14 protein-coding genes are annotated in these 15906 nt (G+C 70.9%); 7 read left to right on the top strand and 7 right to left on the bottom strand.

The features are described from left to right. Positions 1–443 precede the first annotated feature (443 nt). From ACTOQ2_RS38865 to ACTOQ2_RS38855, 3 genes are all read left to right on the top strand, one after another. A complete protein-coding gene (locus ACTOQ2_RS38865; protein ID WP_440106229.1) occupies positions 444–1478 on the top strand; it encodes a carboxymuconolactone decarboxylase family protein in 1035 nt (344 codons plus the stop codon). 110 nt (positions 1479–1588) lie between these two features. Further along, complete coding sequence (locus ACTOQ2_RS38860) at positions 1589–2149, top strand: RNA polymerase sigma factor (RefSeq protein ID WP_440106227.1); 561 nt, start codon at positions 1589–1591, stop codon at positions 2147–2149. After that, positions 2146–3114: a hypothetical protein gene (locus tag ACTOQ2_RS38855; protein ID WP_440106225.1), complete on the top strand. Its 969-nt coding sequence runs from the start codon at positions 2146–2148 to the stop codon at positions 3112–3114. The genes ACTOQ2_RS38860 and ACTOQ2_RS38855 overlap by 4 nt, the downstream gene beginning before the upstream one ends. 48 nt (positions 3115–3162) lie before the next feature. Here the strand turns inward: ACTOQ2_RS38855 and ACTOQ2_RS38850 are convergent, their stop codons facing one another. The 3 genes from ACTOQ2_RS38850 to ACTOQ2_RS38840 form a co-directional block, all read right to left on the bottom strand. Then, complete coding sequence (locus ACTOQ2_RS38850) at positions 3163–4113, bottom strand: winged helix-turn-helix transcriptional regulator (protein ID WP_440106223.1); 951 nt, start codon at positions 4111–4113, stop codon at positions 3163–3165. 45 nt (positions 4114–4158) lie between these two features. Next, complete coding sequence (locus ACTOQ2_RS38845; protein WP_440106221.1) at positions 4159–5385, bottom strand: acetyl-CoA acetyltransferase; 1227 nt, start codon at positions 5383–5385, stop codon at positions 4159–4161. Positions 5386–5577: 192 nt separating this feature from the next. Beyond that, the gene (locus ACTOQ2_RS38840) at positions 5578–6843 is read right to left on the bottom strand and encodes a pyridoxal phosphate-dependent aminotransferase (protein WP_440106219.1); all 1266 of its coding nucleotides are present in this window, start codon (positions 6841–6843) and stop codon (positions 5578–5580) included. A 398-nt stretch (positions 6844–7241) separates the two neighbouring features. Between ACTOQ2_RS38840 and ACTOQ2_RS38835 the strand changes: the two genes are divergently transcribed. Beyond that, positions 7242–9641 carry a hypothetical protein gene (locus ACTOQ2_RS38835; RefSeq protein ID WP_440106217.1) on the top strand — a complete coding sequence of 800 codons (2400 nt, stop codon included), beginning with the start codon at positions 7242–7244 and terminating at the stop codon, positions 9639–9641. Between the two features lie 216 nt (positions 9642–9857). Here ACTOQ2_RS38835 and ACTOQ2_RS38830 read toward each other — a convergent pair whose 3' ends face one another. Then, on the bottom strand, positions 9858–10760 hold the full coding sequence (locus ACTOQ2_RS38830) for an AraC family transcriptional regulator (RefSeq protein WP_440106215.1): 903 nt from the start codon (positions 10758–10760) through the stop codon (positions 9858–9860). A 157-nt stretch (positions 10761–10917) separates the two neighbouring features. Between ACTOQ2_RS38830 and ACTOQ2_RS38825 the strand changes: the two genes are divergently transcribed. From ACTOQ2_RS38825 to ACTOQ2_RS38815, 3 genes are all read left to right on the top strand, one after another. Further along, the gene (locus ACTOQ2_RS38825) at positions 10918–11223 is read left to right on the top strand and encodes a putative quinol monooxygenase (protein ID WP_362694653.1); all 306 of its coding nucleotides are present in this window, start codon (positions 10918–10920) and stop codon (positions 11221–11223) included. A gap of 55 nt (positions 11224–11278) precedes the next feature. Next, positions 11279–12241, top strand: a complete 963-nt coding sequence (locus tag ACTOQ2_RS38820) for an alpha/beta hydrolase (RefSeq protein ID WP_440106213.1) — start codon at positions 11279–11281, stop codon at positions 12239–12241. Positions 12242–12335: 94 nt separating this feature from the next. Then, positions 12336–13094 carry an SDR family NAD(P)-dependent oxidoreductase gene (locus ACTOQ2_RS38815; RefSeq protein ID WP_440106211.1) on the top strand — a complete coding sequence of 253 codons (759 nt, stop codon included), beginning with the start codon at positions 12336–12338 and terminating at the stop codon, positions 13092–13094. A gap of 47 nt (positions 13095–13141) precedes the next feature. Here ACTOQ2_RS38815 and ACTOQ2_RS38810 read toward each other — a convergent pair whose 3' ends face one another. The 3 genes from ACTOQ2_RS38810 to ACTOQ2_RS38800 all read right to left on the bottom strand — a co-directional run bounded on the left by ACTOQ2_RS38810 (position 13142) and on the right by ACTOQ2_RS38800 (position 15874). Continuing rightward, entirely contained in the window at positions 13142–13513 is a 372-nt protein-coding gene (locus ACTOQ2_RS38810) for a YciI family protein (protein ID WP_440106209.1), read from the bottom strand. A 322-nt stretch (positions 13514–13835) separates the two neighbouring features. Further along, positions 13836–14657: a phosphoenolpyruvate hydrolase family protein gene (locus ACTOQ2_RS38805; RefSeq protein ID WP_440106207.1), complete on the bottom strand. Its 822-nt coding sequence runs from the start codon at positions 14655–14657 to the stop codon at positions 13836–13838. Continuing rightward, positions 14654–15874, bottom strand: coding sequence for a Tm-1-like ATP-binding domain-containing protein (locus tag ACTOQ2_RS38800; RefSeq protein WP_440106205.1), 1221 nt, complete (start codon positions 15872–15874; stop codon positions 14654–14656). The genes ACTOQ2_RS38805 and ACTOQ2_RS38800 overlap by 4 nt, the downstream gene beginning before the upstream one ends. Positions 15875–15906 lie beyond the last annotated feature (32 nt).

The raw sequence follows: 15906 nt of genomic DNA, 5'->3' as shown, positions 1-15906 counted from the left end.
CCACCGGTAAGCGGTGATCGGATGGACACCCCGCGCCTTAACCCACTCTTTCACGATCACTCACACATCCTGATACACGCTCCACCACCAACTGCTTCCAACCCCTCGCGCGGCACCGCCCCCGCGGGAACCCGCCGCGCTCCCCGGCGGCCTCGAAGACGTCTCCGGTTCTCAGGCGGCCCCGTCCCCGGCGTCGCCGGAAGGCCGGACGCGAGCGTCGATCCCGTGCGGTGGCGCCGCTGATCCCGGCGCGGTAGTTCCGCCGCCTCCCCTGCTCCTCGCGGCGTAGCCGAAAGAACCTCCCCGGGCACCACGACCGCGGGCCGTCGCAGGGGCGACGATCGCAGCCCACGCTCGTTCGGGGGAACCCTCCGGCCCGCCCCGACCCGGTGTGCTCCGGGCACACCCCTCCGGCAGCGCGGCCGTCAGCGAAAGGACGCTCAATGACCTCACTCTTCCGCCACATCACCCCGGTGCCGCCCGAGACCGCCACCGGGCAGGTGGCCGCCGTCTACGACCAGGTCAACGCCGAGTTCAGCAGCATCGGCCCGGCGGTCATGATGATGTCCCCCGCCCCCGAACTGCTCGCCCCCGGCTGGGCTCTGCTGCGCGAGTCGCTGCTGGCCGGGTCCGTCCCCCGCCGGCACAAGGAGGCCGTGGCGGTCTCCGTCTCCCAGGTCAACCGGTGTGAGTACGACATAGCCGGACATATGGTCTTCCTGGAGCTGTCCGGGGGAGGCGACGTCGCGCGGGCGCTCCGCCGCGGTGACGACCCGGCGGACGAGGACGCCGCGGCCGTCGTCCGGTGGGCGAGGTCCACCGGCGCCCCGGGCTCGCCGGCCCCGGGGGCACCGGGGGCACCGGGGGCACCGCCCGTCCCCGAGGCGCTCGCCCCAGAGTACGTCGGGACCGCGCTGGCGCTGCACTTCGTCAACCGCATGGTCCTGATACTGCTCGCGGAGCACCTGCTTCCCGGCGGCATGCGGGAGTCGGACACCGCACGCCCCTTCGAGGGCGCGCCGATCGCCCGCGCCGTCGAGCGGCGCCGCTCCGGCGACGGCCTTCTCCTGCTGAAGGACGGCGAGGCCGGGCCCGCACCCGCCTGGGCGGGGAAAAGTACCGTCGGACCCGCGTACGCGGCGCTGCGGGACTCGGCGGCGAAGGGCGGGTTCCTGCTGTCCGAGGACGCCCGCGCGGCGGTACGCGACACCGTCGGCCGTCACCTCGGCGGATATCTCCCCGCCGACGACGGGTGGCCCGCCACCTCGCTCGACGCGCTGTCTCCCGGCGACCGCGCCGGGGCGACCCTGGCGATCCTCGCGGCGCTGGCGCCGGACCAGGTCACCGAGGACGACGTCGCCCGCTGGCGTGGCGACCGGTACAGCGACCACTGCCTGCTGCACCTGCTCGCCTTCGGCGCGATGATCGCCGTCGAGCGCGTCGAGGCGGGCATCGGCCGGGCACCGGCCACCGGCTGAGCGGCATTTCCAGAAATTTCTGGGTCTGGGAGAAATGATGCCGGCGCCTTCGACATGGATGGGTGTCCACGATCCCCACCAGAGGAGGCGTCCTGCCATGGGAACCGCCCGTGCTTGACGACCGAAGAGCCCGGTTCGAGCAGGTCTATCTCGACACGTACGAACGGATCCTCGGCTACGCGATGCGCCGCTGCGACTCTCCGGAGGACGCGGCCGACGTGGTGGCCGAGACGTTCGAGATCGCGTGGCGCCGGGTGGACGACCTGCCACCCGGCGAGCAGGCGAGGCTGTGGCTGTACGGCGTGGCGCGCAACGTCCTCGCCAACCACCGGCGGGGCCGGATCCGCCGTCACGCCCACCAGACGGCGCTGCGCGAGGACGTCGCCGATCTGTACGCCCACGCCGCCCCGCCCGCGGAGGGGATGGAGCTCAGGGCGATCGGACGGGTCTTCCGTGAACTGTCCGACGGCGATCGCGAGGTGCTGTCGCTCGTGGCCTGGGAGGGCCTGGACGCCGGAGAGATCGCGTCCGTCCTGGGCCGTTCCCGCAACGCCGTACGCATCCGGCTCCACCGGGCCCGCCGGCGCTTCTCGCACGGGCTGGCGGAGGCCGGGATCGAATTCACCCCGATGAGCCGGGCCGAACGGGTCCCGACGTGGAGGTCCTCGTGAAGAACACCGATGAGCGGGTGAGCCCGCCGCCCCGCGTCCGCGACGACGAACTGGCCGGTCAGGTGTCCGCGGCGGGGGCGAGGGCACTGTTGGCGTCGATCGTGTCCGAATCCGGGTCCGAATCCGGGTCCGAGGTCGCCGCGGCCTCGCCGTCGCACCGCCGGTCGTGGAGACCGCGCCTGGTGACCGGGGCGCTCACCGCCGGGGTGCTCGTCGCCGCACTCGTCGCCGGCCCCGGCCTGCTGCGCGACGGGAGCGCCACGAGCTACGCGAACTCCGCCGTCGACATCGCGCTGGACGGCGAGCAGTACGTCGCCCGCATCAAGGACCCGTTCGCCGACCACGCCGAGTACACCGAGGCGTTCCGCGCGGTCGGCCTGGACGTCACGCTGCGCCCGGTACCCGTCTCGCCGGGCAGCGTCGGAGAGATCATGGGAATGATGATCTCGGGTGACGACGGACCCGACACGGGGACGCCGCCGGATCCCTCCGGTCCCCGGTTCGGCGGTGTCCCTCTCTCGATGGAGACGGCTCCCGGGAGATGCGAGCCGGGCAGGGACGCCGGGTGCGTGATGGTGATGCGGATTCCCGCCGGCTTCACCGGCAGGGTGGACGTCAGGCTCGGGCGCCAGGCGAGGCCGGGAGAGGAGTACGCGAACTTCGACCTGGCCATGGCCCCCGGCGAGATGTTCGCCGGGGTCCGGCTGAGGGACGGCCGCCCGGCGGAGGAGATCCTGGCCGAGGCGCGGAAACGCGGCCTGGCCGCGGTGTTCAGCCTCATCCGGGTCGACGCGAAGACGGGCGGGCTGTCCTTCGAGCCGCTCCCCGCCGGCCGGGTCGGACGTGACTGGACCGTCTGGAACGCCTGGCAGGTGAAGGCCGGGGTGATCCGGCTGCTCGTCACGCCCGGGCGATCGGCCGAGAACCCGTTCTACAACGGAAGCGCGCCACCGCCCGCCTCCTGACCGCGCCGGCGGCCGGCCGTCACCTCACACCGGGCCTCACACCGGGCCTCACACCGGGCCTCGCACCGCGATCTCGTGCCCGCGCAGCGGTGCCGTGCAGGCGTCGCACGTCAGCCGCGTGCGGAAGTCACTCCCGCACGCCCGGTGGGTGTGGACCAGGGCGGGCCCCTCGGCCGCCCGGAACCACCGCTGCCCCCAGTCGATGCCGGTCATCGTCACGGGGAAGAAGGCGCGTCCCTTCTCCGTGAGGTGGTAGCCGGGCCAGTCCGGCCGTCCGGCGCCGGGCACCTGCTCGAAGACGCCGAGCCCGCAGAAGACCCGGAGCCGGTCGGCGACGATGGTGGGCGGGGCGCCCAGGCGCTGCTCGAAGTCGCGGAAGCGGTGCAGTCCCTGGAAGGCGGCGCCCAGGATCGCCGCCGACCAGCGGTTGCCCACCAGCGCCATCGTCTCGGGGAACATGCCCGCGCCGCCGTCTGCGGTGGAGCCGGAGCGGCGGCGGGTCGTGGCGGCGGGCACCGAGCGTTCCCAGGTGCCGCTCGGCCCGAAACCGCCGACGACGTCGCGAGGCCGTACGGAGCGCGAGCAGGCGGCGCAGGTGAGGACGGGCAGGAACTCCCGTCCGCAGGGCCGGTGGACCATCCTGGGCAGCGACTCCTGGTGCTCGGGCACCCAGCGCGACTCCCACGCCCACACCGACAGCAGCATCGGCCACAGGTCCCGTCCCCGCCTGGTCAGCCGGTACTCGAACCGCCTGGCCCCGCTCTGGTACTCGACCCGCTCGAAGACGCCCATCTCGGTGAGGAACGCCAGCCTCCGGGTCAGCACGGCGTGCGAGATGGGCAGCTCCTGCCGCCACTCCCCGTAGCGGCGCACCCCGAGCAGCGCGTGGCGCAGGATCAGCAGGTTCCACTCGTCGCCGATCAGCCCCAGGGTGAGGCCGACGGCGTTGGTGTGCCCCGGGGGAAGCCGCGTGGGACGGTCCGCGGGGTGCACGAGCACGCGCGTCCCCCGCGGCCCACCGTCCCGGGTGCCCTCCGTCTCGGCCTACCCGGCCCCGACGACGAAACCGACGGTCGTGGTGGTGCTGCCGCCGATGTTGAGCGTGCCGAACCGGCGCGCCCCCTCGACCTGGTAGGCACCGGCCCGGCCGGTGACCTGGCGGGCGGCGTCGAGGAGCATCCGGACCCCGGTGGCGCCGACCGGGTGGCCGCCGCCGATGAGACCGCCGCTCGGGTTGACGGGAATGCGCCCGCCGATCTCCAGGTCGCCGTTCTCGATGGCCTTCCAGCTCTCACCGGGTCCGGTGATGCCGAAGTGGTCGATCGCGGCGTACTGCGACATCGTAAAGCAGTCGTGCGTCTCGATGCCGTCGAGGTCGTCGACGCCGCCGACACCCGCGCGGGAGAACGCGTCGAGCACCGTGTTGCGCACGTGCGGCAGCACGTACGGCTCGTCGCGGCTGCGCTCCAGCTTCGCCGCCAGCGGGAGCCCGACGGTCCGGTGCCCCCAGCCGAGCACCCGGGCGAGGCGGTCCTCGCGCGCGAGCCCGGGGTGGCGGGACAGGAAACGCTCCCCGACCAGCACCACTCCGGCGCCGCCGTCGGTGATCTGACTGCAGTCCGTACGCCGCAGCCTGCCCTCCACCACCGGGTTGGCCTCGTCGTCGGCGGCGAAGGCGGCCTCGGTGAACGTCCACCCGCGCGTCTGCGCGTTGGGATTGGCCCTGGCGTTGCGGAGGTTGAGCTCGGCGACGGCGCGCAGGTGGGCGTCGTCGAGGCCGTAGCGCCGGTCGTACTCGTCGGCGAGGGCGCTGAACATGTGGGGCCACACGAACTTCGCGTCCTGCCCCTCGTGGCCCACCCACGCGGCGGCGCCGAGGTGCCCGGCGGCGAGGTCGCCGGGCACGGTGCGCTCCAGCTCCAGGCCGAGGACCAGGGCGCAGTCGTAGCGCCCGGACTCGATGTCGGCCATCGCGGCCAGCGCGGCGACGCCGCCGGAGGCGCAGGCCGCCTCGTGCCTGGCTGAGGGGACCTCCCACAGCCCGGGCTCGACGGTGGCGGGCATGCCGCCCAGCTGCCCCTGCCCGGTGAAGAGCTGGCCGAAGGCGTTGCCGACGTGGATGACGTCCACGTCGGAGGCGGCGAGACCGGCGTCCTCGAGGGTGCCGCGCACGACCTCACCGGTGAGCTCGTCGAACCCCTGACCGGCCCGCGACCAGTTGCGGGCGAAGTCACTCTGGTAGCCGCCCAGGATCCATACCGCGTCCGGCACGGGCGCCTCCTCGCTGAGATCCGTCTGCTGTCCGCCTCTTACTACAACAAGAAGAGTGTGCGGTCAACGCGCCTCGGACCGTTCTTCCAGGTCCGTACGGGAAAGTCCCTCGGCCGGCTTCACGGACTCCCGGATCCTCGGCGAGGGCCCCGGCGTCAGGTGGCCGGGTGCGGACGTCCGGGTGCGGGCGTCTCAGATGGAGGGCGGCACGGCCGACAGCATGTCGAAGCGGCGGTCGCCCTCGTACAGGGGCGTCTGCGTCTGCAGGGGCGTCGAGAGGGACGCGGGCAGCGGGTCGTACAGAGGCGTCGGGGTCGGTGCCGGCAGGGGTGGCGGTACCGAGCTCAGCGACCTGTTCCCGCTCTCGTAGAGGACGGCGTACAGCCCGCTGATCAGGCGCCGCACGTCCCGCTCCGGCCGGACCACCAGGCGCATGAACTGGCTGGTCATGCCGAGTTTGTCGCCGCACTCGCGGACGAAGAGGTTGTGCTCGTCGAGCAGCTGGTCGCGCAGCGCGGCGCCGTCCCTGCCGCCGGGGAGCCGTACCAGCAGGAAGTTGCCCTGGGAGGGGAAGACGGTGAGGCCGGGGACCCGGGTCAGCTGGTAGCGCATCGACTCACGGTCCAGGGCGAGCAGCCGGAGGCTGTCCAGATACTCGGACATGTGCTGGCGGATCATGAAGACCACGGTCTCGGCGAAGGAGTTCAGGTTCCACTTGGGCAGGGCGCGCCGCACCCTGCCCGCCAGCGCGGGGTTGGCCACCATGTAGCCGAAGCGGATGCCGTGCAGCCCGAAGTTCTTGCCGAGGCTCTTCAGCACGACCACGTTGGGCCGGATGGCGGCCTCGTTCGCCACGCTCGGGTACGGCTCGGCGTCGACGAAGTCGATGAACGACTCGTCCACCACGACCAGGTCGAGGTCGACGAGCCTGTCGAGCAGGGCGATGACCTCGTGGCGGCGCAGGTAGCCCCCGTCGGGGTTGTTCGGGTTGCAGATGACCGCCACCCGGGAGCCGCGATGCCGGACGAAGTTGACGAAGGCGTCCACGTCCAGCGCGAACCCCTGGTTCTCCGGCAGCGGGTACATGTCCACCCGCTTGCCGGTCTCCATCGGCTGGTCGGTCCAGCGGCCGAACGTGGGGATCGGCACGGCCAGGCTCTCCCTGACCAGCAGGTGGTCGATCCAGGTGATGAGTTCCGTCGACCCGTTGCCCATCACGACGGTCTGCGGGTTCAGGCCCAGCACCCCGCAGAGCTCGGCGGTGATCGTGTCGGCGTCGCTGGGGTAGAACTTCAGGATCGTGCCGAGGTTGCGTTCCAGGATGCCGAAGACCTCGGGTGTCGGGAAGTAGGGGTTGCAGGGGATGCAGAAGTCGACCAGTTCCTCCCCCTGCTCCGGCTGCTCCGGCGCGGCCCGCATGAGCGAGAAGTACGACGGGCTGTGCGCTACGGTGTGCACTCGGCTGCGATCGGTGGGACCGGCCAACTGGGGCCTCCTCCTGACGGACGTTCAACGCCTCTGACACCCCCAGCTACGCACCTGGATACGAGCTGGTTCAGCGGGGCCCGCGTCGGAACAGGCGATCGTCAGGTCCTGTGGATCGAGATTTCCAGGGCATCTTCGTCGTGAACACGCCGCACGGGTCGTGCCCGTGGTCCGCGAACGGCTCGCGGTGGCTGAGGTCGCGGCGCATCTGCTTCCGCCCCGGCCAGGGGCGGCCATGTCACCGAGACGGTCACTGTCCACGATCGTCCGAGGCCATTACGATTGGCCGGCATCGCGCTTCCCAACCGGTAACGGCATTCCCGCCACGCGCGACCGGCGGGACCTTTCACCGGCGCTTTCGGCGAGGACTCATGGCCGTTGACCGCAATCCCCTGCACGAAGACTTCGTGTTGTTCAACATGTACATGACGGCGCTGGATCACGTGCTCTCCCGGGCGGAGATAAAAGACGCCATGGAGGATTTCGGTCTGCGGGGAAGCACGCTGCGGGTGATGCTGCTGGCCGACGCGCGGCGGATCTTGAGCCTGGCGCCGCGGGAGTTCGCCGCGTACCAGGCCGAACTGGTCCACCGGCAGGACATCGGCTGTGACGGAACGGACCTCCGGCATCGCGTCGACGAATTCGGCGAGCTGACCTGGCTGGGCCGGGGCATCGCGGCAGCGGGCGCCGCGATGATTGTCTGTGGCCTCGTGACCCGGTGGCTGTGGGACTGGTCATGGATCCTGTTCTGGGCGGGTGGGTCAGCACTGCTGGTGGCCGCGACGATGTGGCTGATCAGCCTGCTCAGCCGCCGTTCCGAGGGGAGGTTCTTCCAAGAGAATCTCTTTTCTGAGATGAGCGCCGACCTCGTACGCGCCCGCGACCGTCTGATCGTCGCCGTCAGCGGGGTCGAGTTGCTCGCCCAGGTCCGCACGCTCATCAACACGATGCGCACCGACCGGTTCGACCATGCCTTCCTGGTGACCAGCAGCCCTGGCCTGAGCGAGGTATACGACAGCACGTACAACGTGCCCACGCGCACCGTGCACGAGGTGAAAGCACTTCTCGACGGTGTCTCGGGCATGAGCCTCGGCATCGCCGGCCCCCGGGGGTCGGGTAAGTCGACCATCGTCCGGCAGTACTGCGGCCCGGCCCCGCGGCCTCCCCGACCGGGCTCCGGGGGCGAAGGCTTCGGCCGGAGCCGGTTCCGGGAGATCCGCCCGCCCGACGACTCCGCGGGAGATCTCCGCTGCATGGTCTCCGCGCCCGTTGACTACGCCGCGCGAGACTTCGTGCTCCACCTCTTCGCCACGTTCTGCCGAAGCGTGATCGCCCGACTGTCCTCCCGACATGGCGCGGAGTACGTTTTCTTCCGTCGGATCTTCTGGGCGCGCAGGGTCTGGCGGATACTGGTCGAGCTGTCCAGGCGCGTCGCCCTGTACGGCATCGTGATCTTCGGGTTGCTCGCGTGGGCGGGCTCGGTCTCGGCGTTCCTGGGCGTACCGCGGGAGGGGATCACCGCTGTCGCCGTTCTTGCCGGCGCGTTCGGGCTGCTGCGGTTCTCGAACTGGCTGACCGGCAGCATCCGCCGCTGGCGGAAGGCGGTGGCGAACGGCCCGGCGCCGAGCATCGTGGCGGCGGCCAAGCGCCACCTGCTCAAGGTGCGGTTCCTGCAGTCACGAAACCTGGGCTGGTCAGGCGGGCTCAAGCTGCCCATAGGGGTCGACGGCCAGGTGTCCGCGAGCGTCACCCACGATGAGCAGCCGCTCAGCTATCCGGAGCTGGTGGAGCATTTTCGCTCTTTCACCCGGCGCGTCGCCGAGTTCGTCCACGCCCGCGGTGACAACGTGTTCATCGGCGTGGACGAACTCGACAAGATCGGCTCCGCCGACCAGGCCGAGCGCTTCCTCAACGAGATCAAGGGTATTTTCGGCGTCCCGCACGTCTACTTCATGATCTCGGTCTCCGACGACGCCCTCATGGCCTTCGAGCGCAGGGGGATCCCGCTGAGGGACGCGTTCGACAGCTCCTTCGACGAGATCGTACGCGTCGGCCTGCTCAGTTATGTGGAAAGCCGCAGGCTCCTGTACCGGCGGGTCATCGGACTGAGCGAGCCGTACGTGGCACTGTGCCATGCGATGTCAGGCGGGCTCGCCCGCGACCTGATCCGGTCGGCACGCCAGCTGGTGCGCATCGACCAGTCCCTGGTCATGGCGCGGGACACCGACGAAGAGCAGATCCAGGAGGGGATCGAGGCCGACCGTTACCTGCTGCTTGCCGAGGGCGACGGCATGCCGGAGATCACCCGGGCCCCGTCGGCACTGGCGAGCCTGTGCACCGCGCTCGTCCAGGAGGAGCTCGCCCGTAAGGCCCGTGCCATCGCCCATGCCCTGGGCGGTGCGAGTCTGGGCAGAGTAGAGGGTTTCCACCAAATCCTCTACGACGTCGGTTACGGAGACAGCGCGGCGAAGTCGCCGATGGAAATCCTGGACATCCTGGCGGAAGGCGGCACGGACGAGTCACCGGACGTGGGCCGGCTGCGCCTGGACTTCACCGCCTACGCGTATTTCTGCGCCACCCTGCGCGAGGTGTTCGACGAGTCCCTGGACGGCTCCCGCATAACCCGGTGCACGAACAACGCGGACTGGCCGGGCAGTTTCGATGCGCTGGCCTCGGCGCGACATGCGTTCGTCATGGACGCGCGCATCGCCTGGAGGGCCGTGACGAGGTTCCGGCTTTCCTGGAACCTCGAGGTGCGCGAGTTCGACTGATGCCCTCCAGCGAGCCCGTTCCGATACCCCGTTGACCGGTCGGCGAGCTGACGGCCGGTCGTCCGGTCGGTGCGACGGTGGCGGCGGACATGGAACGAGGGCGGTCCGCGGGCGCCGTGATCGGTGGGGCCGGCCGACCGGGCCTCCCGGCGGATGTTCACGCCTGTGATACCCCCGGCCGCGCACAACGACCCGGCCCGGCTCTCCGAACGGCTCCTACACCAGGGCCGGTTCGGTGCCGGGTGTCGCCCCGCGCAGGCGGGCGGCGTCCTCACTCGGTGGCGCGCCGAACTGGCGACGATACTCGCGGCTGAACTGGGACGGGCTGTCGTAGCCGACGCGGTAGCCGACCCCGGTGACGTCGTGGGGATGTGTGGCGAGCAGCAGCCGGGCCTCCTGCAGCCGGATCTGCTTCTGGAACTGGATGGGGCTCATCGCGGTGACCGCCTGGAAGTTGCGGTAGAACGCGGAGACGCTCATGCCGGACAGCTGCGCCACGTCCTCCACCCGGAAGGACTGCGTGTAGTGGTCACGGATCCACCGGACCGCCCGGGCGACGTGGGTGAGGTTGCTGTCGGCGAGGCCGAGCTGGCGTACGACGGCGCCCTGCTCGCCGGTGACGAGCCGCCAGAGGATCTCCCGCTTGATCAGCGGTGCGAGCACCGCCACGTCGCGTGGCCGGTCGAGCAGGCGCAGCAGCCGGATCACCGCGTCGACGAGCGCGTCGGGCGCGTCACTGACGGCCATGCCGGACGGTGTGCCGCCACCGGGCGGGAGGTCGCCGGGGGCCGCCTGCAACAACAGCTCGGCGACGGTGGCCGGGTGCAGGACCAGGCCGAAGCCCATCGCCGGCCGCTCGGGGCCGGCCTCGGTGAAGTGGCCGGTGATCGGCATGTCGACCGAGGCGACGAGATACTGCCCGGCACGGTACTCGTACACGCGGTCGCCCAGCGCGATCCGTTTCGCGCCCTGCGCGATGAGTGCCAGCACCGTGCCCGACATCGACGGCGACGGCGGATCCGGCTGCTCCACCTTCGAGACCAGGACGCCGTCGATGTCGGTGGTCATGTCGGGCCGGGCATGGCGCGCGATCAGGGCACGCAGCTCGTCAAGGTCCATGACCCGATTGAAGCACAAGCCTGATAATTCCCACAACGATAGGATCAGGCAAGAGATCGGGAGCATCGTTCTAACATTTCCGCTGGCAGCGATGCTTACATGGGCTTATCGAAATCCCAGGAGCGCAAGAATGCTCCACGAATGAGGAGATACCCCCATGGCCGTCGACCACGGTTTCCACGCCACCATGACCGCGCAGCCCGGCAAGGGTGACGAGCTGGTCGCGTTCCTGCTCGACGCGCCGTCCCTGTCGAACGAGGACTGCGTCGTCTTCCTGGTCAGCCGATCGGCCGGCGACCCGGACATCGTCTCCGTCACCGAGGGCTGGACCAGCGAGGAGGCCCACGGCAGGTTCTTCGCGACCGAGGAGGCGCAGGCGCTGGTCGCCAAGCTCCAGCCGCTGCTCGCCGGCGAGTCCCGGTACACCGACGAGGTGCCGGTCGGCGGCAAGGCCGCCTTCTGAGAACCCCGGCCGACCCCCACCACCCCCAGCGAACCTCAGTAAAAGGAACCCCGCCATGACACCGGCACGCCCCGACCTCGACCCCGAGCTGCGTGCTCTCCTCGCGGAGATGCCGCTCATGTCCGAACTCAACCCCGAGGTGCTCGCCCAGCTGCGCCGGTTCCCGTCGACGCCGATCGACTCCCTCCTCGACGGTCGTGCCGTCGACCGCAGGGAGCTCACCATCCCCACCCCGGACGGCACGCGGCTCCCGCTGTCGGTCCTCGGCCCCGCCGGTACGGATCGCGCCGCGCCGGCACCGTGCGTCTACTGGATCCACGGTGGCGGGATGGTCATGGGAGACCGCTTCTCGCAGATCGACATCCCCCTCGACTGGCTCGACCGGTTCGGCGCCGTCGTGATCTCCGTGGACTACCGGCTGGCGCCGGAGGCCGGCGGCACGACGCTGGTCGAGGACTGCTACCACGGCCTGCTCTGGGTCGCCGAGCACGCCGACGAGCTGGGCGTCGATCCCACCCGCATCGTCGTCGCGGGCGCCAGCGCCGGGGGTGGCCTCGCCGCCGGAGTCACCCTGATGGCGCGCGACCGCGGCACCCCGGCGATCGCCGCCCAGGTGCTGGTCTGCCCCATGCTCGACCACCGCAACGTCACCACCTCCAGCAGGCAGTTCTCCGGCGGGGAAGGCATCTGGACCCGCGAGATGAACGAGTTCGGATGGCGATCGGTTCTCGGTGACCTCGCCGGCCAGGACGTGCCCGGCTATGTCTCCCCCGCGGTGGCCGACGACCTCTCGGGCCTGCCGACCACCTACATCGACGCCGGCACGGCAGAGGTCTTCCGCGACGAGGACGTCGACTACGCCACCAGGATCTGGGCGGCGGGCGGTCAGGCGGAGCTCCACGTCTGGGCGGGGGGTTTCCACGGATTCGACGCGCTGTACCCGCAGGCGCGCGTCTCGGCCACGGCGCGCCGGACGCGCAGCGACTGGCTCGCCCGGGTCCTGAACCCGGCGGCTTGAACACACCACAGATCCCGGACCCGGCGGCTTGAACACACGAAAGCCGGCACCGCCGAGCCGGTGCCCCTCCACGAACGAACAGGAGAGTCCAATCATGCAGGTAGCCATCGTCACCGGTGCCAGCTCCGGTATCGGGCAGAGCGCCGCCATCCAGATCGCCAGGCGCGGAACGGGAGTGATCCTGACCTATCACGGCAACGAGCCCGGAGCCCTGGACACGGTGACGACGATCGAGAAGGCCGGCGGCACAGCCGTCGCGCTGCCGCTGGCCGTCGGCCACTCGGAGACGTTTCCGGCCTTCCGCGAGTCCGTCGCCGGGGTGCTGCGCGACACCTGGCGGCGCGACACGTTCGACTTCCTGGTCAACAACGCCGGCTTCGGCCAGATGGCGATGTTCGAGGACACGACCGAGGAGATGTTCGACACGCTCATGCGGGTGCTGCTCAAGGGCCCGTACTTCCTGACCCAGACCCTGCTGCCGTTGCTGGCCGACGGCGGCGCGATCGTCAACACCACGAGCAACGCGGCCCTGTTCTCCGGCCTGGAGCCCGGCTACTCCGCCTACGGCACCATGAAGGGCGGCCTGGTCGTGCTGACCCGCTATCTGGCCAAGGAGTTCAGCGAGCGCGGTATCCGCGTCAACTCCGTCTCCCCCGGTTCCACCCGCACCCGCATCGGCGGCGACGCGTTCGAACGCCACCCCGAGGTGATCCCCGCGCTCGCGGCCAGGACCGCCCTCGGACGGCTCGGCGAACCCGACGACATCGGCATGGTGATCGCGACACTGCTGACCGAGGAATGCCGCTGGATGACCGCGCAGGACATCGAAGTCTCCGGTGGCTACAACCTCTGACCTGGGGCACACCGGTCACCGAACGGGGAAGTCAGACCAAGATGTCATCATCGCCGGTCGGCCTGGCGGAGCATCGCGTCCGTCTCGGGGTCGGGCATGAGCTCCCGGACCTCTTGCGCGCAGCGGCAAGCGACGGCGATCTTGGCAGCCCACGCCAGCGCCTCTTCGCGTGAGGCCACGTCGACGACCGAGAACCCGCCGATGACCTCCTTGGTCTCCGGGTAAGGGCCGTCGGTGACCATCCCGTCCGTGGCCACGACGCTCGCCCTCTGCCTTTCCAGTCCGCCGCCGAACACCCACACGCCGGCGTTCACGGCCTCCTGGATCACCGCGTGCGAGGCCTTGCCCACGTCGGGCCAGTCCTCGTCGGGGATATGGTCCATCGCGCCGTCATTGAACGAGATCAAGTACCGCGTCATCCCATCACTCCCTTGTACCGGCGGCCCCCTCCGGCCGCCCCTCACCTGTTCTACGAACGGCTCGCCCCGGATTCGACACCATGCCAAAAGATTTTTCATGGGACCTCCGCCACTCGGCGCCTGCGAGTGTCGTGTCGCCCCTGTTCGCGGAGCTCATCGCCGCCGCCACCGGCCACGAGCTTCTCGCGCTCGCGAGAACGGTCCGCCGGACAGCTCGGCGCCGACGCCCCCACCTCCCCGGAGACGAAGCTCACGCCGCAGACCTGGGGACCCGGCGAGTCCCACGGATACGTCGAGGCGACCTGGCGGATGGTTTCCGTGGCTACAACGTCAGCGACTTGAAGGCGCGTACCTGCTCGGTGATGGCGCGCTCCGTCGGCAGGCGCTCCACCGACGACGCGCCGAAGAAGCCCGCCACGCCCTCGGTACGGGCCAGCACGTGGGCCGCGTCCCGCGGCTCGGCGATGGGCCCGCCGTGGCAGAGCACGAGGATGTCGGGGCGGACGGCCACCGCGGCGTCGCGCATCGCCTGGACCCGTTCGACCGCCTCGTCCAGGGACAGCGCGGTGCCGGCGCCGATGCTGCCCTTGGTGGTGAGCCCGACGTGCGGGACGAGGACGTCGGCGCCCGCCTCGGCCATGGCCCGCGCCTGGGCGGGGTCGAAGACGTAGGGGGCGGTGACCAGGTCGCGCTCGCGCGCCAGCCTGATCATCTCGACCTCCAGGTCGTAGCCCATCCCGGTCTCCTCCAGGTTCCGCCGGAAGACCCCGTCGTACAGGCCGACGGTCGGGAAGTTCTGCACCCCGGCGAAGCCCATGGCCGCGAGCTGGTCGAGGAACCTGGGCATCAGCCGGAACGGGTCGGTGCCGCACACCCCGGCGAGCACCGGGGTGTCCCTGACGACGGGAAGCACCTCGGCGGCCATCTCCACGACGATCTGGTTGGCGTCGCCGTACGGCAGCAGCCCGGCGAGCGAGCCCCGGCCCGCCATCCGGTAGCGGCCGGAGTTGTAGATGATGATCAGGTCGACGCCGCCCTCCTCGGCGCACTTGGCGGACAGCCCGGTGCCGGCGCCCGCGCCGATGATCGGCCGGTCCTCGGCGACGGTACGGCGCAGCCTGGCGAGGACGTCCCCCCGGTTCACGCCGCGTCCCTCGCGGTGATCATCAGGTGCAGCCGGTCGGCCATGGCGCGGCCGAAGGCGGGGTCGTTGACGTGCAGGTCCAGCTCCTCGACCTCGACGGCCGAGCCGCGCAGCCCTTCGTCCAGGGCGTCGAAGCAGGACTCGTCGGCCTTGGGATCGTGGAAGGGCGCCCCCTCTGCGTCGAGGGCGGAGACGCCGCGGCGCGGGACGAACAGCACGGTCGGGCCGGTGGCCGAGCTCAGCTTGGCGGCCATTCGGCGGCCGAGCTCGCCCATCTCCTCGGCCGTGGTCCGCATCAGGGTCACGGCCGGGTTGTGGACGTACAGCAGGCGGTCGCCGAAGGGCTCGGGAACGGTGTCGCGAGGACCGAAGTTGACCATGTCCAGCGCGCCTGGGGCGACCACCTGGGGCACGCCGCGCGCTCCGGCCGCGGTCAGCCGGTCGGGGCCGGCCGACAGGACCCCGCCGACCAGGTCGTCGGCGAGTTCGGTGGTGGTGAGGTCGAGCACGCCCGAGATCAGGCCGCTCCTGACCAGCGACTCCAGGGCCCGCCCGCCGGATCCGGTGGCGTGGAAGACCAGCACCTCGTAGCCGAGCTCGTCCAGCCGTTGCCTGGCGGCGTCGACCGCCGGCGTGGTCGCGCCGAACATCGACGCGGCCACGAGCGGGCGGCCGTCCTCGACGACCGGGGACGGGATGCTCACCATGCCGGCCATGGCCGCCGCGGCGTTGCCGAGGATGCGCGCGGAGACGCGGTTGATGCCGGCGAGGTCGACGACGCTGTACATCAGCGTGACGTCCTTGGTCCCCACGTAGGGGGACACGTCACCGGAGGCCATGGTCGAGACGATGAGCTTGGGCAGCCCGATCGGCAGGTCCCTGACGGCCCGCGCCGCGATCGAGGACCCTCCGCTGCCGCCCACCGCGAGCACGCCGTCGAGGCGGCCCTGGGCGTACAGCTCGGCGAGGACGGCGGCGGCGCCCTCGCCCATCGCCATGACGGCCGCTCCCCGGTCACCGGTCGCGCGCAGCGTCGCGACGTCGGCCCCGGCCGCCAGCGCGACCCGGTCGTTGCCGACGTCGGCGGGCACCCGCGCCTCGCCGACGCCCGCGTCGACCAGGACGACGTCACAGTCGAGGGCGAGCAGCCGGTCATGGAGCCAGGCGTACTCCCATCCCTTGGTGTCCAGCGTTCCCACCAGGCCTATCGTCGGCATCTCGCGTCCCGCCTCTCTGCTCGCGGACCTTC

It is taken from the genome of Streptosporangium sp. H16 (assembly GCF_051918855.1).
Taxonomy (GTDB): Bacteria; Actinomycetota; Actinomycetes; order Streptosporangiales; family Streptosporangiaceae; genus Streptosporangium.
Note: the sequence above shows the minus strand (reverse complement) of the source record. Positions and strands in the feature narration are given on the sequence as shown.